This is a genomic window from Kiloniella sp. (genome assembly GCF_965205715.1).
In the GTDB taxonomy this organism is placed as follows: Bacteria; Pseudomonadota; Alphaproteobacteria; order Kiloniellales; family Kiloniellaceae; genus Kiloniella.
Window position 1 is genome coordinate 542,244 of sequence record NZ_CBDBHW010000006.1, and the last position, 21,713, is coordinate 563,956.

19 protein-coding genes are annotated in these 21,713 nt (G+C 46.1%); 13 read left to right on the plus strand and 6 right to left on the minus strand.

Annotation, left to right across the window (positions count from 1 at the left end; all coding sequences use genetic code 11):
- Window positions 1-84: 84 nt before the first annotated feature.
- Window positions 85-897 (minus strand): IS21-like element helper ATPase IstB, encoded by an 813-nt coding sequence (istB, locus tag ACOGW3_RS07405; protein WP_419901088.1) that lies wholly within the window; start codon window positions 895-897, stop codon window positions 85-87.
- Window positions 894-2,402, minus strand: coding sequence for an IS21 family transposase (gene istA, locus ACOGW3_RS07410; protein WP_419901087.1), 1,509 nt, complete (start codon window positions 2,400-2,402; stop codon window positions 894-896). Before istA ends, istB begins: the two co-directional genes overlap by 4 nt.
- A gap of 119 nt (window positions 2,403-2,521) precedes the next feature.
- Between istA and ACOGW3_RS07415 the strand changes: the two genes are divergently transcribed.
- Together ACOGW3_RS07415 and ACOGW3_RS07420 are read left to right on the plus strand one after the other, a co-directional pair.
- The gene (locus ACOGW3_RS07415; RefSeq protein WP_419902374.1) at window positions 2,522-2,737 is read left to right on the plus strand and encodes a PLD nuclease N-terminal domain-containing protein; all 216 of its coding nucleotides are present in this window, start codon (window positions 2,522-2,524) and stop codon (window positions 2,735-2,737) included.
- A gap of 125 nt (window positions 2,738-2,862) precedes the next feature.
- Window positions 2,863-3,042 carry a PLDc N-terminal domain-containing protein gene (locus tag ACOGW3_RS07420; protein ID WP_419902375.1) on the plus strand — a complete coding sequence of 60 codons (180 nt, stop codon included), beginning with the start codon at window positions 2,863-2,865 and terminating at the stop codon, window positions 3,040-3,042.
- A gap of 7 nt (window positions 3,043-3,049) precedes the next feature.
- On the opposite strand, the gene ACOGW3_RS07425 is transcribed toward ACOGW3_RS07420, so the two are convergent.
- Window positions 3,050-5,278, minus strand: a complete 2,229-nt coding sequence (locus ACOGW3_RS07425) for an ATP-binding protein (RefSeq protein ID WP_419902376.1) — start codon at window positions 5,276-5,278, stop codon at window positions 3,050-3,052.
- Window positions 5,279-5,574: 296 nt separating this feature from the next.
- On the opposite strand from ACOGW3_RS07425, the gene ACOGW3_RS07430 reads away from it, so the two are divergent.
- The 8 genes from ACOGW3_RS07430 (at window position 5,575) to ACOGW3_RS07465 (ending at window position 17,365) form a co-directional block, all read left to right on the plus strand.
- Window positions 5,575-6,801: a CaiB/BaiF CoA transferase family protein gene (locus ACOGW3_RS07430; RefSeq protein WP_419902377.1), complete on the plus strand. Its 1,227-nt coding sequence runs from the start codon at window positions 5,575-5,577 to the stop codon at window positions 6,799-6,801.
- Between the two features lie 94 nt (window positions 6,802-6,895).
- The gene (locus ACOGW3_RS07435) at window positions 6,896-7,870 is read left to right on the plus strand and encodes an aspartate carbamoyltransferase catalytic subunit (protein ID WP_419902378.1); all 975 of its coding nucleotides are present in this window, start codon (window positions 6,896-6,898) and stop codon (window positions 7,868-7,870) included.
- Entirely contained in the window at window positions 7,867-9,177 is a 1,311-nt protein-coding gene (pyrC, locus tag ACOGW3_RS07440; protein WP_419902379.1) for a dihydroorotase, read from the plus strand. Before ACOGW3_RS07435 ends, pyrC begins: the two co-directional genes overlap by 4 nt.
- 35 nt (window positions 9,178-9,212) lie before the next feature.
- On the plus strand, window positions 9,213-9,830 hold the full coding sequence (gene plsY, locus ACOGW3_RS07445) for a glycerol-3-phosphate 1-O-acyltransferase PlsY (protein WP_419902380.1): 618 nt from the start codon (window positions 9,213-9,215) through the stop codon (window positions 9,828-9,830).
- Window positions 9,831-9,947: 117 nt separating this feature from the next.
- Window positions 9,948-11,081, plus strand: coding sequence for a DNA-processing protein DprA (gene dprA / locus ACOGW3_RS07450; RefSeq protein ID WP_419902381.1), 1,134 nt, complete (start codon window positions 9,948-9,950; stop codon window positions 11,079-11,081).
- A 105-nt stretch (window positions 11,082-11,186) separates the two neighbouring features.
- A complete protein-coding gene (gene topA, locus ACOGW3_RS07455; RefSeq protein WP_419902382.1) occupies window positions 11,187-13,883 on the plus strand; it encodes a type I DNA topoisomerase in 2,697 nt (898 codons plus the stop codon).
- Window positions 13,884-13,899: 16 nt separating this feature from the next.
- Entirely contained in the window at window positions 13,900-16,170 is a 2,271-nt protein-coding gene (rnr, locus tag ACOGW3_RS07460; protein WP_419902383.1) for a ribonuclease R, read from the plus strand.
- 148 nt (window positions 16,171-16,318) lie between these two features.
- On the plus strand, window positions 16,319-17,365 hold the full coding sequence (locus tag ACOGW3_RS07465; RefSeq protein ID WP_419902384.1) for a S41 family peptidase: 1,047 nt from the start codon (window positions 16,319-16,321) through the stop codon (window positions 17,363-17,365).
- Between the two features lie 2 nt (window positions 17,366-17,367).
- On the opposite strand, the gene ACOGW3_RS07470 is transcribed toward ACOGW3_RS07465, so the two are convergent.
- Complete coding sequence (locus ACOGW3_RS07470; RefSeq protein WP_419901077.1) at window positions 17,368-18,600, minus strand: ISL3 family transposase; 1,233 nt, start codon at window positions 18,598-18,600, stop codon at window positions 17,368-17,370.
- Here ACOGW3_RS07470 and ACOGW3_RS07475 point away from each other — a divergent pair.
- The 3 genes from ACOGW3_RS07475 to rpmG all read left to right on the plus strand — a co-directional run bounded on the left by ACOGW3_RS07475 (window position 18,587) and on the right by rpmG (window position 19,589).
- A complete protein-coding gene (locus tag ACOGW3_RS07475; RefSeq protein WP_419902385.1) occupies window positions 18,587-18,748 on the plus strand; it encodes a hypothetical protein in 162 nt (53 codons plus the stop codon). The two genes, ACOGW3_RS07470 and ACOGW3_RS07475, sit on opposite strands and share 14 nt — an antisense overlap.
- Window positions 18,723-19,280: a S41 family peptidase gene (locus ACOGW3_RS07480; RefSeq protein ID WP_419902481.1), complete on the plus strand. Its 558-nt coding sequence runs from the start codon at window positions 18,723-18,725 to the stop codon at window positions 19,278-19,280. The genes ACOGW3_RS07475 and ACOGW3_RS07480 overlap by 26 nt, the downstream gene beginning before the upstream one ends.
- Window positions 19,281-19,421: 141 nt before the next feature.
- Entirely contained in the window at window positions 19,422-19,589 is a 168-nt protein-coding gene (gene rpmG, locus ACOGW3_RS07485) for a 50S ribosomal protein L33 (protein WP_026261645.1), read from the plus strand.
- Window positions 19,590-19,692: 103 nt separating this feature from the next.
- Here the strand turns inward: rpmG and ACOGW3_RS07490 are convergent, their stop codons facing one another.
- Window positions 19,693-21,102 carry a PleD family two-component system response regulator gene (locus ACOGW3_RS07490; protein ID WP_419902386.1) on the minus strand — a complete coding sequence of 470 codons (1,410 nt, stop codon included), beginning with the start codon at window positions 21,100-21,102 and terminating at the stop codon, window positions 19,693-19,695.
- Window positions 21,103-21,138: 36 nt separating this feature from the next.
- Complete coding sequence (locus tag ACOGW3_RS07495) at window positions 21,139-21,516, minus strand: response regulator (protein ID WP_419902387.1); 378 nt, start codon at window positions 21,514-21,516, stop codon at window positions 21,139-21,141.
- Between the last annotated feature and the right edge of the window lie 197 nt (window positions 21,517-21,713).

Consider the following 21,713-nt stretch of genomic DNA (forward strand, 5'->3'; position numbering starts at 1 on the left):
ACTTATTTGTAGAGCGTCAACCACTTTGTCCGGTTGCGTCAACCACCTTGGCCGCTTTTGATGCGGCTGTGATCTGACGTTTATTTACGATGCTTCAGGCATATTTTTCACCTTTTTGTTTGTGGTTTTCCGCAACATTTTTTTGAGATTTTGGGCGGCTTCCCATTGTCTGTAGCTGTCGATATTCATCTCAAGAATGGTTGAGTGGTGAACAAGACGATCGATTGCTGCAACGGTCATGGCCTTATCTTGAAAAATATTGTCCCATCCGCTAAAAGGTTGATTGGCAGCAATTGCAATACTTCGGTACTCATATCGTCTGGCGATCAATTCAAAGAGCACGGATGTTTCAGATATATCCCTTTGTGCATAGGTAATATCATCGAGAATGATGAGATCAAATTTATCGAGTTTTGCGAGGGCGTTTTCGAGCATAAGTTCACGTCTGGCAGCCTGGAGTTTTTGCACCAGATCACTGGTTTGCGTATAGAGCACACGGTATCCAGCCTCTATAAGAGCATAACCTACGGCGCATAGGAGATGAGTTTTTCCTCCCCCTGAATTTCCAATGGCAATCAGATTTGCTCTTGCGTCAATCCAGTCACCGGCAGACAAGGCTTCGACCTGCGCCTTTTTCACGTTAGGCAGCCGCTTGAAGTTAAAAGTGGCCAGAGTTTTTCCGCCCAGCAGGTTTGATGCGTTGAGATGGCGTTGAATGCGTCGCGTGTCCCTTTCGGCCAATTCATATTCGGCCAAAACGGCAAGGAACCTGGCTGCTGACCAGCCCTCCTTGTCGGATTGGATTGCGATATCTTGCCAGTGTTTGTGAAAGCTGGGTAATCGTAAGTCAGTTAGCATAAGAGGCAGCTTGTGCTGATCCACTTCAATGTTTGTCATGCCCGATCCTCCAACAGAGTATCAAAGACTGATAATGAAGGTTGAACCACGGGAATATCAGGAGGTAAATCCGTGTTCTTTTTTGTGATATTCAGCTTAAGTTTTTTTGCGCAAGGTAGCCTTCCTGCATTGATTTCTCTCGAAATCAGGTGCGCGACTTCGGCCTCACAAGCCTCTTCGTGCGCAAGGAAAAGTATCCCAACCATCTGACGACACGCATCTCTGCGGGACAACTTTTTCTGAAACAATGTCCAGGCCAGGGAGTACTCGGTTCTTGGAAAAATACTGTCACGATAAATAGAATTGGCGAGTGCCTGAGGTTTACGTTTGAGAGCATGAATGACGTGATGATAATTGATAACATGAATGCGGGGGCCTTTGCCGTGCCCCCGCTCACGAGAATGGCTGACGACATGAGTGCTGCCTAGATAGGCTTCTATCCGGTTATCGTAAATATGGACACGCAAGCGTTGACCAATTAGGCGAGAAGGGGCGCTATAAAAAACCTGCTTAACTAAAAAACCACTTGTTTTGGTAACTCTCGACACGACTTCAGTGTAATCTGTTGTTCGCCGAGGAGGTAACGCCTTGAGAGATTTCAACTCTGTTTGGATATCTTGGTCACGATGTTTGTTCCGTCTAGCAATCAGCTCGTCCAAAAATCGCCGATACTCATCCAAAGTGTCAAAGTCATTACTGCCACGCAAAATCAGGGCCTGCTTTATCGCAGTCTTAAGGTGACCGTGGTGAGATTCAATGGCACCGTTCTCGTGTGATTCCCCTCTGTTATTTCGACTGGCCTCCATACCGTAGTGCTCAACAAAAGCAGAATAACGTTTGGTAATGTCCTCCTTTTCCTCAACGCTCAAATTCCGAAAGGCCGCAGACAGGCTGTCGGTCCGGTGGTTTTCAGGAGCGCCCCCCAAGGACCAAAGCGCATTTTGTAAGTTCTCCGCAAGGGCTGTAAAACTCTCACCGCCAAGTACGACCCCAACATGTTCCCATCGGCTATATACCAGAACAAAATGATAGAGCCGATGCACCAAAGGATCTCCTGCAATGGTAATACTTAAGTCGGCTGCATCCGTGAAATCTGATTGGCCCATGTAACCCGGCTCAGGTGTTTGCCTGAAAATGATATCCTTTTCAGGGCCATTCAGAGCCCGCCATCCCCGAACTCGGCGCTCTAACGTGCGCTTGACACGGTCATCGGGAAAACGGAGCGGATAGAGGCTCTGTATGTGGCGCAACAAAGTAATGGGTTTGACCGAGTTGTCTTTATCCAAAATGGGAAGGATGTCCTTATCCCAGATATCTTCAAGCGGATCAGAAACTGTTCGCCCTCGCTTTATATTGCGTTGTGACGGTAAAGTCGCATCAACGTCAAATCGGCGGGCCGTGCGTTCGCTAAACCCTGCGCGGGCAGCGGCGGTTCGTTGACCATGAGTTTTTCTATCTGTCATGTAAAGTCTCAGTTGTTCATCTGTGATAAATTTATACGGCAAACAGGTTCCTCCAATTACATCTAGAGGTTCCTAATTTATCAACTCACAGCAGCTTGTAACTAACACCAAATTAAGCCTTGGCCGGTGGATCTGATTATCAAACGGGCACGCCCTTTTTAATGATCAGATCCACCGGCCAAGGTGGTTGTCGCAACCGGCCAAGGTTATTGTCGCTGAACATACTTATTGTAGATCTATGGGCAATTACCAAAATTTTCCAAAGCCATGAAAGCAGTATTGTAAAAATTTTGTGGATAGTCACCGTTGCCCTCATCCCGCTGTTCGGGTTCTCTTTTTGGTACTTCATGGGACCGCGCAAAGAGCAGCACGGGTAATCAAACGTTATTTCCTGAACTCTTCCCATCAGTAATCATACCAATACCCAATATCTTCCGAACTCTGTACTCTCTAATGAATAGACAACACAGGCTTAATCGTTGAATTCAAAAGGAAGCAAGAAATGTTTGGTTTAGAAGTCGGGGGTATTTTTGGATTACTTATCCTTATTGCGGATATTTGGGCAATCGTTAAAATTTTTCAAAGTCACGCGTCAACGGGGTCTAAAGTTCTCTGGATCGTTATCATTTTACTTCTACCTATCATCGGGTTGATCCTTTGGTACCTCATGGGACCCAAATAACTCACCTTTAAATCAATCCAATTCTAGATTTGGGGTTAGGTAAAGAATTGATAACCGCAATATTGTTGCCAAGTACTTTTGAAAAGGGCCAATTAAGGGTAAAGAGCGTCCCTCTGCCGGGTTCACTCTTTACCTGCACAAAACCACCGTGCATTTCACAAAGGCTTTTTGAAATATACAGACCCAATCCTGAGCCACCATATTGTTTACTTATAGAACTGTCCCCCTGATAGAACGCTTCCCCTATTTTCTCTTGATGTTCTCTGGAAATCCCGACCCCAAAATCTTCAATCTCGATAATTGCCATCTCCCCAGAACCCGATTTTGTGCGCAATATTACTTCGCCCCCTACGTGGGAAAATTTCACAGCATTAGACAACAAATTCAAAAGCACCTGCTTTAAAGCACGTTGATCGGCAAGAACAGGTGACAGGTTTTCTTCAAGCTGAGAAACCAAGGATATGTTCTGTTCGACAGCACGTGGGGACATCAACCTGATAACAGAAGCAGACAGCTCGTTTACATCAGTCGCTTCCCGTTCAATCCGATAACTTTTTGCCTCAATTTTTGATATATCAAGAATATCAGAAATTAAGCTCAGCAAATGCGTTCCGCTTTCATGTATATCCTCGGCATAATCACGATACTTTACCGGCACAATAGCGCCAATCCGCTCTTCTTTGAGGATATCTGAAAATCCAATAATTGCATTTAATGGCGTGCGTAATTCATGACTCATATTCGCTAAAAATTCTGACTTCGCCTTGTTGGCAGCAATGGCTTCATCTTTTGCCACGACAAGGCTCTTCTCCACCTGTAGCCGCTCTTTTTTTTCAAGCATCAAAGAAAGAAGATTTGCAACGGATTCCATGAAAGTTATTTCTTCAACCGGCCAATCTTCACTCAATGCTTTTCGTTCAACCGTTAAGATTCCCTTGAGAGTGTCCTTTTGGAAAATACCCACACTAATTGCACTATGAATATCATAACGACTGAGAAGAAAATTCTTCAGTGCGATAAGGGCATGACCACCTTCTGACTTTTTTGAAGAAGTGATTTGGTATTTGCTCAACTCCTCAATCAGTTCATCAAATACCGCCTGCGGAAGAGGGCGAATATTGGAGACATGCCCCCCTTTCGAAGACAAAAATCTGTTATGGCATGCCACACTCTCATCTCCTTCCCCCAACAACCAGATAGTTGCTTCACTTGCTTCTAACGCCTCACAGGACACAGATGTGGCGAGCTTTAAAATTCCCTCTCCCGTTTTTTCTCCGTGTAAGTTCTCCTGCACCAGCACTTTTAAAGCTTGTGCCTGCCTTTCCAATTTTTCTCTTTTAAGGGCACGAATTAAATTTTCATCAGAAAGCATAGAAATAACCCGATGGCCCCGCTTAACGATCAACCATACAAGAATAGCCACTACCACAAGGACGATAGCAATCCATGGAATGCTGTCTTGAAAGAGATTGCTTCCCTTAAGGGATAAGGACCAGTCAACAGTGCCCAAAGAAGCACCCGTTTCTCCAATCACAACAAAGCCATGTTGGAGCTCCGACGACGGGTTTGTTTCTGAGAAAGCCAGATGTCTAAGTCCTAGGTATTTCGCAAAGGGGTTAATCTTCTTAAAGTCTATGATCTTAATGAGAATAAGGTAGCCTTTTTTATTAGCTGAATCAGAAGGGATGTGTTCATAGCTATCAGGATAAATGGCACCAACAGATAGAGCGTACAACTTCCCACCATGGACAACAAAACTTCCAGAAGTTGCCGTTTCCGGTTGCCGGCGCTCCACCTGCACAAAGAGTTGGTCGACTTCTGCCATAAATGATGGCGCCACACCATCAAGAGGGAAAAACCTAGACGCACTTCTTTTGTCATTTAAAGATTGAAACAAAAGATTACGATCGCGGTTTAAGACGACAACCTCATGAAGCTGGTTCGCTTCCAGAAACGCCTGTCCAAGATGATTTCCTGCCCATTTCAAGTCCGTTTTTGTGACCAGGCTTTGAAAGCTGTCATCCCAATAGCTGTTGGCATTTGTCAAATATACAAGTTCATCCAGATCCTCATTTAAGGATCGTTCTATAAGCTCTGCATAGTTTTTTTGAATGACAACGTCTTGTTTATGTACCGCATACCAGAGAACACCCAATGTAAGTGAAATCGTTAGGCCGATAGCACAAGCTACTTGCGCATAAAGGCCATAGACCACGACGTGCCGTTTGTTACTCAAAAAATAAATTCCCACCAAAAACTTTGCGAATGATAATCTATCTTAATTAAGATTTACAAAATATTAAACATCTGATTCAAATACATTAAATTAATAATTATGGTTTGATCCAACTTCAATCCGTCCAAACCTCAGAGAACAAAACGTTATTATCAAAAACAAAACCGTGATTGATCATTATCAGTATTGCCTAGGGTACGAGCCCTTTCTACACTCGAACTTCGACATTAAGCTAATTAAGATCTTCAGATGGCCCCATCGATTAAAGAATGTTCCCATCGAGCAAAGGATGTTCCATGACTAACTCCACTGGTCCACTTTCAGGATTGCGCGTATTTGATCTCTCCCGGATTATGGCGGGTCCAAGTTGCACACAAATGCTGGGTGATATGGGAGCCGATGTCATAAAAGTTGAACGACCGGGGCAAGGTGACGACACACGCAAGTGGGGCCCTCCTTTCCTAAAAGATAAATCTGGCGAGGATACAGATGAGAGCGCCTACTACCTTTCTGCCAACAGAAATAAACGCTCAATTAGCCTGGACATCTCCCAGCCAGAAGGACAGAAGCTTGCAAGAAAGATGATCGCTAAGTGCGATATTCTGGTCGAGAACTTTAAGGTTGGAGGACTAGCGAAATACGGTCTCTCATACGAAGACCTTAAAGAAGACTTTCCCAACCTGATTTATTGCTCGATTACCGGTTTTGGCCAAACTGGTCCCTACGCCCCTCAAGCTGGATACGATTTCCTAATTCAAGGAATGGGCGGCATTATGAGCTTAACAGGCGAGCCCGACGGGCAACCTATGAAAGTCGGCGTCGCCATCGTTGACCTTATGTGTGGCATGTATGCCAGTAACGCCATTCTCGCCGCATTACATCATCGAAACAGTACAGGTCAGGGACAATTTATTGACGTTTCCCTGCTCGACACACAAATAGCCTGGCTCGCAAATCAGGGTCTTTACTACCTCACCTCTGGCGAACTTCCTCCACGCCTAGGCAACGGTCATCCCAATATTGTTCCCTACAATGTTTTTCCTTCTTCCGATGGCCACTTTATTCTCGCGATTGGTAACGACGGTCAATTCCGCAAATTTTGTGAGTTCACAAAATCTATGGAACTCTTCGAAGATCCCCGTTTCAATACCAACCAGAACCGTATTAGAAACCGCAATGAACTCACCCCATTGATGGGTGAAGTGACAAAAACGCAAACCTCGGCTTACTGGATTGAAAACCTACCACCGTTAGGAGTCCCTTGTGGTCCGGTAAACGATATGAAGGGCGTATTCTCCCACCCCCAAACGGTTGCCCGTGAAATGAAAATATCAATGCCACATTCAGAAGCAAGCGGGGGTTCTGTTGATCTTATCGGAAGTCCAATGAAATTCTCTGAAACACCCGTGGATTATCGCAAGGCTCCACCCCGAATGGGCGAACATACCAAAGATGTTTTGAGTGAATTATTAGATATAGAGCAAGAAGAGTTAAGCTCGTTGGAAAGCAGTGGTGTCATCTAATTAATTTTACCATTTGGGAAAGCTTTTAATTTGGCAAAAAAATCAACGCTAGTCGTTTGCATTAATCAGACTTCAATGACATATTGCCGCTTTAATGACTACTTATGCTGAAACGATCGCTGCTGGCCTTACAGGCCACGGGCACCTGCTAGGAATAGAGGGCCTGAGAGCGGACCAGATTTCCAATCTGCTTGACCTAGCCGATGGCTACGTTGACCAAAACAGAGCCGTTAAAAAGACCACTGATTTGCTCGAGGGTCGAACGGTTATCAATCTCTTTTTCGAGAATTCCACCAGAACCCGCACCTCATTTGAACTTGCTGCAAAGCGGTTGGGTGCGGACGTTATCAATATGACCGTGGCATCAAGCTCGATCAAAAAGGGGGAAACCCTGGTCGATACTGCCATGACGCTCAATGCCATGCACCCCGACGTTATGGTTGTCAGGCATTCGGATTCTGGAGCCGTTAAACTCCTCTCTGAAAAGGTCAATGGTTCTGTAATCAACGCTGGTGACGGAAGCCATGAGCATCCGACCCAAGCTTTATTGGATGCGCTGACTATTCGTCGTCGCAAGGGTGATCTCTACGGATTGCGGGTTGCAATCTGCGGTGATGTCGCTCACAGTCGTGTTGCCCGTTCGAACATTCATCTGCTCAATACCATGGGTGCGGAAGTCAGACTTATCGCCCCTCCCACTTTGCTACCCGCCGCCGTTGACCGCATGGGCGTGGATACCTTCCATAACATGAAAGAGGGTTTGGAAGGTTGTGACATCGTCATGATGCTCCGTCTTCAACTGGAACGTATGCAGGGTAGTTTTGTTCCCTCCATTCGCGAGTATTTCCGCTACTTCGGGCTCGACCAGGAAAAGCTGGCAATGGCCAAACCCGATGCCCTGGTCATGCACCCGGGCCCAATGAACCGCGGCGTTGAAATCGATAGTGAACTCGCTGATGATTTGGATCGTTCTCTTATTCGCACCCAGGTAGAAATGGGTGTTGCGGTCCGTATGGCATGCCTCCATGCCCTGACCCAGGGCACACTTGCAGACGGGAACAAACCATGAGCCAGCGGGATAACAAAACAAAGCGCGCCTATATCAATGCACGCATCATAGATCCTGCCAGTGATCTGGATATCAAAGGCACTTTGCTTACTGAAGGCATGCACATTGTCGATTTCGGGGAAAAACTCTTCAAAGACGGTGTTCCTGAAGACATCGAAGTTATTGACTGTGAAGGAAATTGCCTTGCGCCTGGCCTTGTCGATATGCGGGTACACCTGCGCGAACCCGGCGATGAGCATAAAGAAACTATCCTGACAGCCGGACAAGCCGCTGCAGCTGGGGGAATAACGGCAATTGCCGCCCTTCCGGATTCCAAACCAATACTGGATGACGTCTCTGGTGTGGAATACGTTGCACGACGTGCGCGTGAAGCCAAAATGGTAAAAATCTTCCCTTATGGCGCCATCACTCGCAACCTTGAGGGCAAAGAACTCACAGAGTTTGGACTGTTGTCAGAGTTTGGAGCAGTGGCTTTTACCGACTGCACCAAGGCTGTCGCCAATGCACAAACCATGCGCCGTGCACTAAGCTATGCCAAAACGTTCAACGCTCTTATTGTTCAACACCCCGAAGAACCTACTTTGGCTGGCGGCGTGATGAACGGCGGAGAAATCTCAACGCGCATGGGACTGTCAGGTATCCCTAACCACGCCGAGATCATCATGGTCGAACGCGATATGCGTCTGGTAGAAATGACGGGCAGCCGGTATCACGCCGCTCACCTATCTACTGCAGGTGCTATTGACGTCATTCGCCAGGCCAAAGCCCGTGGCTTGCCTGTTACTTGTGACACAGCTCCACATTATTTCTGCCTAAACGAAAATTCAGTTCTGGATTATCGTACCTTTGCCAAAGTATCACCCCCCTTGCGCTCTGAAACCGATCGTGAAGCGGTTTTTGCAGGCCTTGCCGACGGTACAATTGATGCGATCGCAAGTGACCACAGCCCTCACGATCAGGATTCTAAACGACTGCCCTTTGCACAGGCTGAATTTGGAATTGTCGGACTGGAAACCCTGTTTCCTCTGGCGCTACAGCTCTACCATAAAAAAGCTCTTAGCCTGATCGAAGCACTATCTTTGGTTACCAACAAACCCGCTGACATTCTCGGTCTTCAGGTTGGACGCATTTCCAAAGGAGGCGCAGCTGATCTGGTTATCTTCAATCCTGACAGCCCCTACTTTATCAACCCAGAAAAGTTCAAAAGTAAATCGAAGAACTCCCCCTTTACTGGTTTCCCAGCTCAGGGCAAAGTTTTAAGAACAGTGGTGGATGGTCGCACGATTTATGATAGAACATCTGCCTAACTAGTTTATTCAATTACCTGAGGAACAGTATCCCAATGCCAGACCCGATATCATGGAGCCATGTGGCCCCTTATTATCTGATCGCATTTTTCTGTAGCTACCTATTGGGGGCTGTTCCTTTTGGACTCGTTATCACGCGACTATTCGGTCTTGGCGATATTCGTCAAATCGGATCAGGTAATATCGGTGCAACCAACGTTCTGCGAACAGGCCGTAAAGGCTTAGCCCTCGCTACGCTAATATGCGATAGTGGTAAGGGAGCTGCTGCCGTTCTCATCGCCTCCTATTGGGGACCAGACACCGCATTGATCGCTGCTTTGGGCTCTGTCCTTGGTCATCTTTTTCCTATATGGCTTAAATTTAAAGGTGGAAAGGGTGTCGCGACCACTCTTGGTGTCGTACTCGCTCTTTCCTGGCAGGTTGGCATAGTTGCTTGCCTTGCCTGGCTTGTCACCGCCCTAACATTGAGAATTTCATCTCTGTCGGCTTTAATGGCAATGCTTGCCACCCCAATTGCAGTTTGGTTCCTGCATGCAGACCTGCAAATGGTGGAATTAACAGCCGTACTTGCCGTACTGGTATGGATTAGGCATCACGAAAACATTCGACGCCTTCTTAAGGGGCAAGAACCTAAAATCGGTAAAAAAAAATAATTTACCCTGTTATAACAAGAAATTAACATTACAACACGCCCACAGATTCAAACAAATCGAGCCTCGAACAACACCCAAGGGTTGACTAATAAGCCATTAATCTCCCAAATTGATGGCATGCTTAATCTTGTTATGCCTCCTTCAAATTTTGATGAAAAGCTCGACTGGCTACAGCTTATTCGATCAAAAAATGTCGGACCGATCACATTTTACAAATTGTTACAGCACTTCGGATCCGCCAAAGCTGCGCTTAGTGCCCTCCCTATAAAAGCAAGTACAAACGGGAAATCCAACCCTGTCTTCCCACGTAAAAAAGCAGAAGAAGAATTTGCAAGGATAGAAGCTTTTGGTGCGCAACTTGTTGCACTTGGAGAAGAGAGTTACCCCCCACTTCTCGCTCACATAGAAGATGCCCCCCCTTTGCTTCAGGTTCTAGGCAATGAAAACTTCCTAAAAAAACGCACCGTCGCCATTGTCGGTGCCCGCAATGCCTCATCAAATGGGCAAAGCCTTGCAAAAGAACTCGCTCAGGATCTCGGACGATACGGCTTCCTTGTTGCTTCGGGACTTGCAAGGGGAATTGATACGGCAGCCCATGAAGGATCTTTGAACACCGGAACAATTGCAGCAATAGCAGGTGGCCTTGATATCGTTTACCCACCCGAAAATCGTGCCCTACAAGAAGCTATTATGGAAAAGGGCGTGCTGATTTCCGAAATGCCTCTCGGCAGCAAGCCTCAGGCCCGACATTTTCCACGACGCAATCGTCTGGTCTCAGGACTAAGTCGAGGTGTTGTGGTAATAGAGGCATCCTTAAAGTCAGGATCCATGATAACGGCCCGCCTCGCCCAAGAACAGGGTCGAGAAACCATGGCCCTTCCAGGAAGCCCCCAAGATCCCAGAAGCAAAGGGGGAAATTTTCTCATCAAACAAGGCGCAACACTTGTAGAATGTGCAGAAGATATCATGGAAACACTGGAAAGACCTTTTGATCCCCCACCCCAAAAAAGGGAACCCAAAGCATCAAGCCCCACTCTATTTGAGAGCAAAACAGAGAAAAAAATTACCATAAATGCGGATGATGCTCGACTTTCTGTAAAAGAGTTGTTAGGTCCTAGCGCTGTATATGTAGATGACCTGCTCCGGCAGTGTCAGTTATCGCCGAATGAATTAAACGGTATCTTGCTGGAATTTGAGCTGGCTGGACAGATCGAGTGGCAACCGGGAAACAGGGTTGCCCTGATCTCATAAGACCTAATGTTTATACGAATTATCGGCAAGAGTTACGAAATCAGGCCTTGGGACTTTATCCTGTAGGCAACTTAAAAATATTTGACGTAGGTAGCACCTGAAACCATGAAAATTGTCGTTGTTGAATCACCTGCCAAGGCCAAAACAATCAACAAATATCTGGGAGAGGATTATCATGTCCTTGCCAGTTATGGGCATGTACGCGATCTCCCGCCAAAGGATGGATCCGTCAATCCAGACGAAGATTTTGCCATGTCCTGGCAAGTAGATAGTGGTTCAGAAAAGCGTCTGAAAGACATTATCGGGTCGCTTAAAGATGCCGACGAACTCATCCTCGCAACCGATCCGGATCGTGAGGGAGAGGCCATTTCATGGCACCTAGCAGAAGAGTTAGAGCGTAGAAAAAAATTAAAGGGTAAAACGGTCTCTCGCGTTGTCTTTAACGAGGTGACAAAAACGGCTATTCAAAAAGCCTTCTCTCAACCGAGAGAGCTCAACATGGAATTGGTTGAAGCCTACCTCGCCCGTCGTGCTCTTGATTATCTTTTTGGCTTTACACTCTCCCCAGTCCTCTGGCGCAAATTACCGGGTAGCCGTTCGGCCGGCCGTGTTCAGTCTGTGGCTCTACGCCTGATCTGTGACAGAGAATCCGAAATTGAAATTTTCAAACCCCAGGAATACTGGACGGTTGATGCAAAACTCAGTACTGCTGACGGACAAAAATATCCTGCACGCCTAACCCAATTGAACGGCAAAAAACTCGACAAGTTTGATCTCGGCGATGCAAAAGCTGCTGCTGATGCGGTTCAAGTATTGGAAGATGCGACCAGCTTCACAGTAAAAACCGTCGAGAAAAAGCAATCTCGTAGAAACCCTCATCCACCATTTACGACATCAACCCTTCAGCAAGAGGCTTCACGTAAATTAGGATTTGGCGCTTCTCGCACCATGCAAATTGCGCAGAAACTCTACGAGGGCATTGACCTCGGAGGTGAAACCGTTGGTCTGATTACCTACATGCGTACCGATGGGGTTAGCTTATCCGCAGATGCGATTGCTTCAGGCCGTGACCTAATTGCCAAACAGTATGGCAAAGACTATCTGCCTGCGAACCCACGCGTTTATAAAAGCAAAGCAAAGAATGCGCAGGAAGCACACGAAGCGATCCGCCCAACAAACCTTGAACTCTTACCAAAAGATGCTGCCAGCCACCTTACCGATGAAGCACGTAAACTCTATGAGCTTATCTGGAACCGTACTGTCGCCAGTCAGATGGAAAGTGCCATACTTGATCAAGTTGCTGTTGATATAGAAGTCGGCAGCGGAAGCGCCGTCCTGAGGGCAAATGGATCTGTTCTACGTTTTGATGGCTTCTTAAAATTATACAAAGAAGACAAAGACGATGCGAAAGATGATCAGGATGATGATCGCCGCCTGCCAAAGTTGACCGAAGGTGACATCGCCAACCGTGAAGAAATAAATCAGGAACAGCACTTCACCCAACCACCGCCGCGCTATTCTGAAGCCAGCCTGGTTAAGAAGATGGAAGAGCTTGGTATTGGCCGTCCTTCTACTTACGCCTCTATTATTCAGGTCTTACAAGACCGTGATTATGTGGTTCTCGAAAAGAAACGCTTTACCCCGGAAGATCGCGGCCGAATTGTCGTCACCTTCTTGAGAAATTTCTTCTCACGCTATGTCGAGTTTAACTTCACGGCAGACCTTGAAACACAACTCGATGATATCTCAGCGGGTTCAGTAGAGTGGAAAAAGGTTCTGCGCGGTTTTTGGGAAGCATTCCATACGGCCGTTGATGAGACCAAAGGCCTCACCATTACAGAAGTTATCGAAGCACTGGACGAGGATCTCAGTGATCACTTCTTCCCAACTCCTGAAGATGCCGATACTAAACATCCACGCGAATGTCCAACATGTGATGATGGACGACTTGGCATTAAACTAGGTAAAACAGGTGGCTTTATTGGCTGCTCCAACTACCCTGATTGTCGCTACACTCGTCAACTCTCCCTCCCGGACGGGGAAGGAGGCGAAAACGATCTCAGCCAGCCAAGAGAATTGGGCACAGATCCTGCGACTGAACTCGCGGTTACTTTGCGCAAAGGCCCTTATGGTGTTTATATCCAGCTTGGTGAACCGGTTGAAAAGAAAAAGCCGAAACGCGTTTCTATCCCAAAAGGTACCGCGATCAGCGATGTAACCTTCGAACTCGCACAGGGATTACTTTCCCTTCCCCGAGACATCGGACCTCATCCTGATGACGGGGAAATGATCATCGCCGGAATCGGACGCTTTGGCCCTTACGTCAAACATAATGCGACCTTCAAATCACTTACGAGTGATGATGACGTTCTCTTCGTTGGTCTAAATCGTGCTGTTGCTCTCATTGCTGAAGCTCCCAAAAGAGGTCCTTCTACTGCACTCCGCACCATTGGCGCTCACCCGGAAGATAGCGTCGACATAACCGTTCACTCCGGTCGTTACGGCCCTTACGTGAAGTGGAATAAAGTCAACGCGTCTATTCCAAAGGATAAGGAAGTTGAGACGATAACTCTTGAAGAAGCTATCGAAGTAATCAACAAGCAGATAGAGAAAAAGGGTCTCAAGAAAAAAGCCCCTGCCAAAAAGAAAGCGGCCGCTAAAAAGCCTGCCGCGAAGAAAACGGCAGCGAAGAAAACGGCAGCAAAAAAGACCGCTGCTAAAAAGCCTGCTGCTAAAAAAGCTGCAGCAAAAAAGACAACCACAAAAAAGGCGGCTGAAAAAGCTACTGCCGAAGAGAAATAAACGATAGGATAAGGGCGTGGCTACTGATCGCAATTCCCCGCCCTTTCCCACGAAAGAAGCGGTACTCGACTTTATAGAACAATCTCCTGGTGCCGTTGGCAAACGGGAGATTGCCAGAGCATTCAACCTGCGCGGTAACGATAAAATTCCGCTCAAGCAACTTCTAAAAGAGTTAAAAGAAGAAGGCCGCTTTGGACGGGAAGCCCGCCAAAAGAAAAACAATTTAGATGGGCGGCTACCCCCGGTTCAGGTCATCGAAATCACCAAAATCGACAGTGACGGCGAACTCATCGCGGTCCCTGCTGCTTGGGAAGAAGAACATCCCGCCCCAATGATTTATGTGCTGCCAGATCGGAAAAGTAAATTTGATCTCGTGGTCGGTGACAGAGTATTAGCCAAGCTTAAACGCCTGGATAATAAAAGTTACCAAGGCATTCCTATTCGCAAGTTAGAAGCTGCTCAGCTGAAAATTTTGGGTATTTACCAAATCACCGACGAAGGTGGTTACGTAAAACCTGTCGATAAAAAAGCTAAAAAAGATTTCATCCTTAATCCTGAATATGCCAAAGACGCCAAGCAAGGAGAGCTTGTCCTTTGTGAAATTCGCAAAGGCCGATCCAGAAAAGGCCTCAAGGAGGTCCGGGTTATTGAAACTCTGGGGGAGATTAATAGTCCGAGAGCTCTGAGCCTGGTAGCTATTCACGAAAGAGGGATACCAAACGTTTTCCCTGAAGAAGCGATACAAGAAGCCGAAGATGCCAAGAAAACGGAGCTTGGTAAACGCACAGATTTACGCGACCTGCCTCTGGTCACAATCGACGGAGCAGATGCGCGTGATTTTGACGATGCTGTCTGGGCCGAGCCTGACCCAGACAATGAAGGCGGCTGGAAAATTATCGTTGCTATTGCGGATGTCTCACACTACGTCCGCTCAAATAGCCCTCTTGATAATGAAGCACAAACACGCGGTAATTCTACCTATTTTGCAGACCGTGTCGTTCCAATGCTTCCAGAGAAACTATCCAATGGCTGGTGCTCTCTAAAACCCAATGAGGATCGCCCCTGTTTAGCCGCTCAGATGTGGATTGATGCTGACGGTGAACTGGTAAAACACAAGTTCATCCGTGGCCTTATGCGTTCTCAAGCTCGTTTGACATACGAGCAGGTGCAAGATGCTTTAAACGGCTCTCCTGACGAAACGACCTCTGAACTATTAGACACAGTCATCAAGCCCCTAAAAGGGGCCTACGACGCCATGCTGAGAGCACGTCATAAGCGGGGAACCCTCGAGCTTGAAATCCCTGAATTCCAGGTGAAAATGGATGAGCAAGGCGAAGTAACAGATATCGTCAAACGCGATCGCCTAGATAGCCACAAGCTTATCGAGGAATTCATGATCATGGCCAATGTTGCAGCGGCCATTGAACTGGAAAGCCGTCAGCTTCCTTGCATGTACCGCGTCCATGAGGCCCCCGACCCTGTAAAAATCGAAGGCCTTGCGGATAGTTTACACGGCATGGGGATAAAGTTTGCCAAGGGGCAGGTCATACGGCCAAAGGTATTAACTCAAGTCTTGGAGCGAACATCCGACTTACCTGAAGCAAAGCTTGTTAATGAGCTTATTCTTCGCGCCCAAAGCCAAGCGAGATACGACCCTACGAACCAAGGACATTTTGGCTTAGCCTTAAGTAGGTATGCCCATTTTACATCCCCTATCCGGCGCTATTCCGACTTGATGGTTCACCGCGCACTCATCAGAGGACTTAAGCTTGGTAAAGATGGCCTCACCAGTGCAGAGGAGACAAAATTCAACGATATAGCTGAGCACATCTCAGCAACGGAAAGGCGCTCTGCCGCGGCTGAGCGTGACACGGTTAACCGCTTCACGGCATCGTTTCTGTCCCACAAAATTGGTACTATTTTCCCAGGCAAGATTAACGGCGTCCATCGCGCGGGTCTTTTTATCACTCTGGATGAAACTGGGGCTGATGGTTTGGTCCCCATGAGCCACTTGCCTGATGATTATTATATCCATGATGAAAAAAACCACACCCTAACGGGACGCCGTTGGGGACGAGAATTCCATCTCGGCGAAAAAGTGATGGTTCGAATTATGGAATCTAATCCCGTTTCTGGAGGAGTTGCTCTTCGTATTGTAGAAGGTGATGATGATGAACTCGTCCCACCCAAGGGAAACAGAAGAAGCAGAACAGGCCATAAATCTCGCGGAAAGAAACCTGGAACTTCACCCAACCGAAGCTTGAACAAAAGGCCCAGGCGAAAATAACGCCCCTTTTATCTATTCCTAAACTGAAAATAATTTAGAAAGTAAGCTTGCAGTTTGATATAATTAAGAAATATGCTGCTATAATATTATTTCGGGGTCACGGGCTCGTATAAATGTAATGGTTAAATAACAACAGGAGAAAGGGTAGATGCCCTTACGCCCTATTCAGCATCTGCGCCATCTCAGCCAAAGACTTGTATTCCTTGGAGGCACAGCCTTAGGCATAATCTCGCTGAGCTCATGCTCAGTACCCTATTCACTACCCATAACCACCTACAATCCCCAAGCTGAATACGACCTGCAAACGGCTTCAGAAATATATACTGATGCCTTTGATCATATCACAGAGTATTACATTGAAGAGATTGACGTATCGCAGCTCGCCCTTGCTGCAATGGATAATTTAACAACAATTGATCCAGAACTAGAAATAATTGATAACGGCAACTCTCTTACGATTACCTATTCGGGAGAACCTATTTCCCGACATGGTTACCCATCTACTCTTGATAGTATTGCATGGGCCTGGTTAACGGCGTCAGTCATTTCAGAAGCACAAAGCCTGTCATCTGAGTTTCAAAAATCCAGCGGTGAGAAAATAAATCAAGCTGTTTTTGATGGTGTCGCAGGAGAGCTGGATAAATTTTCTCGTTATTCTCCACCCGATAAAGCTAAAATAAACAGAGATAATAGAAATGGCTTCGGAGGTTTGGGCATACGTTATGTAAAAGACCCCAAAGGAGCCCATATAATTGCCGTCATGGAAAAAACCCCCGCCGAAGCTGTTGGGTTAATGGCTGGTGATATTATCACCCGGGTTGATGGGAAAAACATCAGCCAATTATCTGAAAAAAAAATCACACGCTTAATGAAGGGCCCGGAAAACTCAAAAGTTAGAATTTCCGTTCTTCGAAAGAATAAAGCTTCAGACACGATAGAAATGGAAATAACCCGTAAAAAAATTATCGTGCAAACAGTATATTACTCATCCAAAGATGGAATTGCTTACTTTAAGATAACAAGCTTTAACAATCACACTCCTCAAAGCATGTTAGACAAAGTACGTAAGGCTCAGAAGGAGAATGGTGATAATCTCAAGGGCTACATAATCGATTTAAGAGATAACGGCGGGGGGGTTAAAAATGCTGCGGTTGTCACTGCCGATTTATTGGCTCTTCTCCGCTTTGTTGAGTAGATTTAGGATTTCAAATAGAGCATAGATTGATTATCTGGAATGGATGATTGTCTAATTTTGAGTTTGAAGTATTCGGTATCCTTGATGCCTCTGGCTCGCTTACGGATCATTCCTATACTGACATTACCAGCCTCTATCCTGGCGCTTGTGAGCTTGTGTTTGGCGTAGTTGCAGATGCCCACACAATGTTTCCGTAGGGATTTCGCGAACTTTTTTAGATAGAGCATCTGTGACTGATCTGCTATCAGGCACCAACGTTCCAGTTGCTCCGCCATCGCCTCAAATGAAGCGGCACTCCACAGCAGCTGAAGCTGTTCTTTCAAGACGTAAAGTGCATTCAGGTTGCTATTGCTCTCCAGCAACCTTTGCAGCTTGTCACTTTGTTTTTCACTCAACTTATCCGCATTTTTGAGCAACAGATAATGCGTCCCTTTCATCAACTCTTTACCACTTGGATCGGCCTTTCTGAACTCAAGTCGACGCTGATTATGGATAGCTTTGCTGTAGTTTTTCATGACGTGGAAACGGTCAAATACTATGTCGGCCAACGGCAAGGACTCTCTGACAGCCTTTTGGTAGGCAGGCCCCATATCCATCGCTACGGCCTTTATTTTGCAGGCTGTATCTGGTTGCAGTTGTTTCAAAAACCTTGAAAAAACCTCGGCAGTTCGGCCTGCTTCAACCCAGATCAGATGACCGCCAACCATATCGTAGACCACCGTCATGTAGTCATGACCTTTCGCCCGGGCAACTTCATCTACACCAATATATTCCAAGCCAGTTAGCTCTGCAGGATCAAGCGTAGGGAGAGTTTCAATAAGGTATGCCCTGTCGATATTCTTGACCGTTTCCCATCGTATATCCAAATGTCTGGAAACCGCTTGAATAGACATATGCCGACATAATCCACTGATCAGTCGGCAAAATCGGTGAGTGAAACGGCACCCTTTATCAACAAAATCACACCCCTCAATGCGGCGTTCGCCCTTGTTAATATAAACCTGCGCCAGCTCAATCTCGACCACACAAGGATACCCAAAAAGGGGGATGTCGTTTACTTGTCGGCGGACATGCTGGTTGATGCTTCCCTTCTGGCCTGTAGCAGGGTCTATAGCCCTCCTACGCGCGTCTCGGCTGCAGTGAATGACAATCTTAACACCGCCGTCATCCAGTTTAATTTCATTTACACGTTGCCCTTTGAGGCCTAAAATATGCTGCGAGATGTTGATTGTCATATACCTGCTCTATGTAAAGTTATCAGAAACCATACATATCAACAGGTTACTTGGCGGTCGGCATCTTTTTCTACTCAACAAAGCGGAGAAGAGCCGATTTATTTATATCAAGTGGCACAATCATATCGGTAAGAGGGCGACACCCTAAAAGCCATGAAATAGATATTGCGGAAAGTAGAGATGTCGGAAAAGGCTTACCTGTCATTGTTTTAATTAATGGGAACTCCGCATCCTCTTCTGAGATCCTCGCAGCTGGATTACAGGATTCTGGAAGAGCAATAGTGATTGGCAGTAATTCTTACGGCAAAGGAACGGTACAAACGCTTAATGGCTTGCCAAATGGAGCAGAATTTAGGGTAACATGGGCCCGGTTCCATGCTCCATCAGGTTACGCCATTCATAATCGGGGCATTATCCCTAATATATGCACAGCCACAGCCGCCGCAACCTCTCCAGAGAGTATCATTGCCCACCTTAAATCAGGTGCCCGACAAAAACCGCCTCTTCGTTCAACAGAAAATGAGGTAGTAGCTTTAGAAACCATCAAAGCTACTTGTCCACAAAGCACTGAATTACATGATTTAGACATTCAAATAGCAGAATCTCTCCTGTCTCAACCGAACTTGATAGACTTAGCAAAAGGCATGCCTAACTCAACAACCTCCGAACTTATTCCATAAGAGATAGCCATATAATATTTTGCTTTATCACTGACGAAATGATAATCAAAGAAAATGTCATTTCAGGGCTTGACTTAGGGGCTCAAAACGTTATGTTTCGCCCCTGTAATTATTCAATACTAGCGCGATGAGGATTTCGCAATGGCTAAGCCGGCTACACAACTAATTCGCATGGTAAGCACCGCGGACACTGGCTACTTTTATGTAGCAAAGAAAAACCCGCGCACGCTTACTGAAAAACTCGAACTTCGCAAGTACGACCCAGTCGCTCGCAAGCACGTTGTTTTCAAAGAAGCGAAAATGAAATAAGCTCTTCGAGCTTTTAATAAAAAAAGACCGCTCTAGGCGGTCTTTTTTTATGTCATAAATACACCAGAGCAACAGCCTAAAGACTGCCGATTAATAAGATTGATTATATCGTCGCAATGTGCCCAGAAGGCCCCTTACCTGATTGCTCTATACAAACACAATTCCGGCCTTTCGATTTGGCTTTGTAAAGAGCAGTATCTGCACGATCCAACAAACTGTCCGCAATCTCCATCGGATCAGATGTCGTCGCAACACCCACTGAAATTGTAATCGTAAGCGGCTCTGCTGACCCGGGAATCTCAATAGGCTTATCACCGACGCGGATTCTCAATCTCTCCGCCACAGTAAAGGCTTGTTCTGTCGTTGCACTTGGCATCACCACGACAAACTCTTCCCCACCATAACGGGCCAACATGTCAAAATCACGGAGAGCGTCGGTCACACGTTTCGCGAGGACTTTCAAGACTTCATCACCACTGGCGTGGCCAAAAGTATCATTAACATTTTTAAAGTGATCAATATCCAGCATCAACGTTGAAACAGGCTTGGCCGTTTCAGCGATTTCCATAATCGCTCTATCAAGGTGAGCGTTCATGTAGCGGCGATTAAATACACCTGTAAGTGGGTCAGTATAAGCAAGAGCAACACTCTTCTTAAGCATATCCGTTAGACGATCATGGTAACGTCGACGCTTAATCTGCGTTTTACACCGGGCGCGAAGCTCATTCGGATCAATAGGCTTGACCAGATAATCGGTCACCCCAATATCCAGGCCTTTTGCTAATTGAGAGAGATTTTCCTCTTCAAGAACCAAGAGTATGGGGACATGACGGGTTTCCTCGTGAGCCCTTAGCTGGGAACACAATCGAAGACCATCTTCATTCCCCAAGTCGAGGGCAACAATAAACAAATCATAGCTATTTTCCTGACCGAGATCTAATACAGAGCGAGAATCTCGCGCATGATCAACGCTATGGTCTAACTCAGTCAGAAAGTTAATAATTTTGCTCGCGGTCAGGTCATTCGTTTCCGCCAAAAGGATCTTGGCATTTGCAATTTCTTCTTCATCGTCTGGCTCGTTAGAGCCAATCGATGCAAAGCGAGACGAAGCCTCCTGACGAACACGAAGCTCGTCTGTCATCATTTTCAAACGAACGAGAGAACGAACACGGGCAAACAAAGCAACATCATTTAACGGTTTGGTCAAAAAGTCATCGGCCCCGACCTCTAATCCACGGACACGATCACTAACCTCACTTAATGCCGTAACCATCACAACAGGAATATGACGCATCTTGGGATTACTTTTGAGACGACTACAGACCTCGTAACCATCCATCCCCGGCATCATAACATCCAACAGGATAATATCGGGCATTTCTTGAGCGGCAATATCAAGTGCGGATTGACCATCTGAAGCCGTTATTACTTCAAAATATTCTGCCATGAGTTTAGCTTCGAGAAGCCGAACGTTAGCAGGTATATCGTCTACGACCAGTATCCTTGCCGCCATGGATGTCGCACTCTTTCAATAAGTTTTAAGGCAATTCTATTTTAAAAACCGCTCAACAGTCTCTAAGAATTTCGTTACAGAAATTGGTTTGGGAATATAGGCTTCGCAGCCGCCTTCTCGGATTTTCTCTTCGTCACCCTTCATGGCAAAAGCAGTTACCGCAATGACGGGAATCGCACGAAGATTATCATCCTCTTTAAGCCATTTCGTAACCTCAAGCCCTGATACTTCCGGTAATTGAATATCCATTAAAATTAGATCTGGCTTATGTGTTCGCGCAATAGAAAGCGCTTCCATACCATCCTTGGATTGAAGAATGTTGTATCCTTGAGCTTCCAGTAAATCATGGAAAAGCTTCATATTCAGTTCGTTATCTTCGACAACAAGAACGGTTTTTTCGCTATTAGCCTTCATAAATGAATCCTGCCGATGCCTTCTGAAAAACACATAGGGCCCTATGTGTTTCATAAAATGTCTCAGATAGTTAACCATAAAACACTGAAACAATACCCTTGAATGTCACACTACTCAACTTTAGTTAACATAAGGTAACGGAAATATTGATTAAATTTATATATAAGACAAAATTTTCTGCCAATGTTTCTAAGAAT

What these genes read in the sequence shown, in the direction of transcription:
- ACOGW3_RS07490 (WP_419902386.1), bottom strand. Translation starts at nt 21,102, where the DNA reads ATGGCGGCAAGGATACTGGTCGTAGACGATATACCTGCTAACGTTCGG.
- pyrC (WP_419902379.1), top strand. Translation starts at nt 7,867, where the DNA reads ATGAGCCAGCGGGATAACAAAACAAAGCGCGCCTATATCAATGCACGC.
- ACOGW3_RS07465 (WP_419902384.1), top strand. Translation starts at nt 16,319, where the DNA reads ATGCCCTTACGCCCTATTCAGCATCTGCGCCATCTCAGCCAAAGACTT.
- rpmG (WP_026261645.1), top strand. Translation starts at nt 19,422, where the DNA reads ATGGCTAAGCCGGCTACACAACTAATTCGCATGGTAAGCACCGCGGAC.
- topA (WP_419902382.1), top strand. Translation starts at nt 11,187, where the DNA reads ATGAAAATTGTCGTTGTTGAATCACCTGCCAAGGCCAAAACAATCAAC.
- ACOGW3_RS07495 (WP_419902387.1), bottom strand. Translation starts at nt 21,516, where the DNA reads ATGAAGGCTAATAGCGAAAAAACCGTTCTTGTTGTCGAAGATAACGAA.
- ACOGW3_RS07475 (WP_419902385.1), top strand. Translation starts at nt 18,587, where the DNA reads ATGTTGATTGTCATATACCTGCTCTATGTAAAGTTATCAGAAACCATA.
- ACOGW3_RS07470 (WP_419901077.1), bottom strand. Translation starts at nt 18,600, where the DNA reads ATGACAATCAACATCTCGCAGCATATTTTAGGCCTCAAAGGGCAACGT.
- plsY (WP_419902380.1), top strand. Translation starts at nt 9,213, where the DNA reads ATGCCAGACCCGATATCATGGAGCCATGTGGCCCCTTATTATCTGATC.
- ACOGW3_RS07415 (WP_419902374.1), top strand. Translation starts at nt 2,522, where the DNA reads ATGATCAGATCCACCGGCCAAGGTGGTTGTCGCAACCGGCCAAGGTTA.
- istB (WP_419901088.1), bottom strand. Translation starts at nt 897, where the DNA reads ATGACAAACATTGAAGTGGATCAGCACAAGCTGCCTCTTATGCTAACT.
- dprA (WP_419902381.1), top strand. Translation starts at nt 9,948, where the DNA reads ATGCTTAATCTTGTTATGCCTCCTTCAAATTTTGATGAAAAGCTCGAC.
- ACOGW3_RS07430 (WP_419902377.1), top strand. Translation starts at nt 5,575, where the DNA reads ATGACTAACTCCACTGGTCCACTTTCAGGATTGCGCGTATTTGATCTC.
- ACOGW3_RS07420 (WP_419902375.1), top strand. Translation starts at nt 2,863, where the DNA reads ATGTTTGGTTTAGAAGTCGGGGGTATTTTTGGATTACTTATCCTTATT.
- ACOGW3_RS07435 (WP_419902378.1), top strand. Translation starts at nt 6,896, where the DNA reads ATGACTACTTATGCTGAAACGATCGCTGCTGGCCTTACAGGCCACGGG.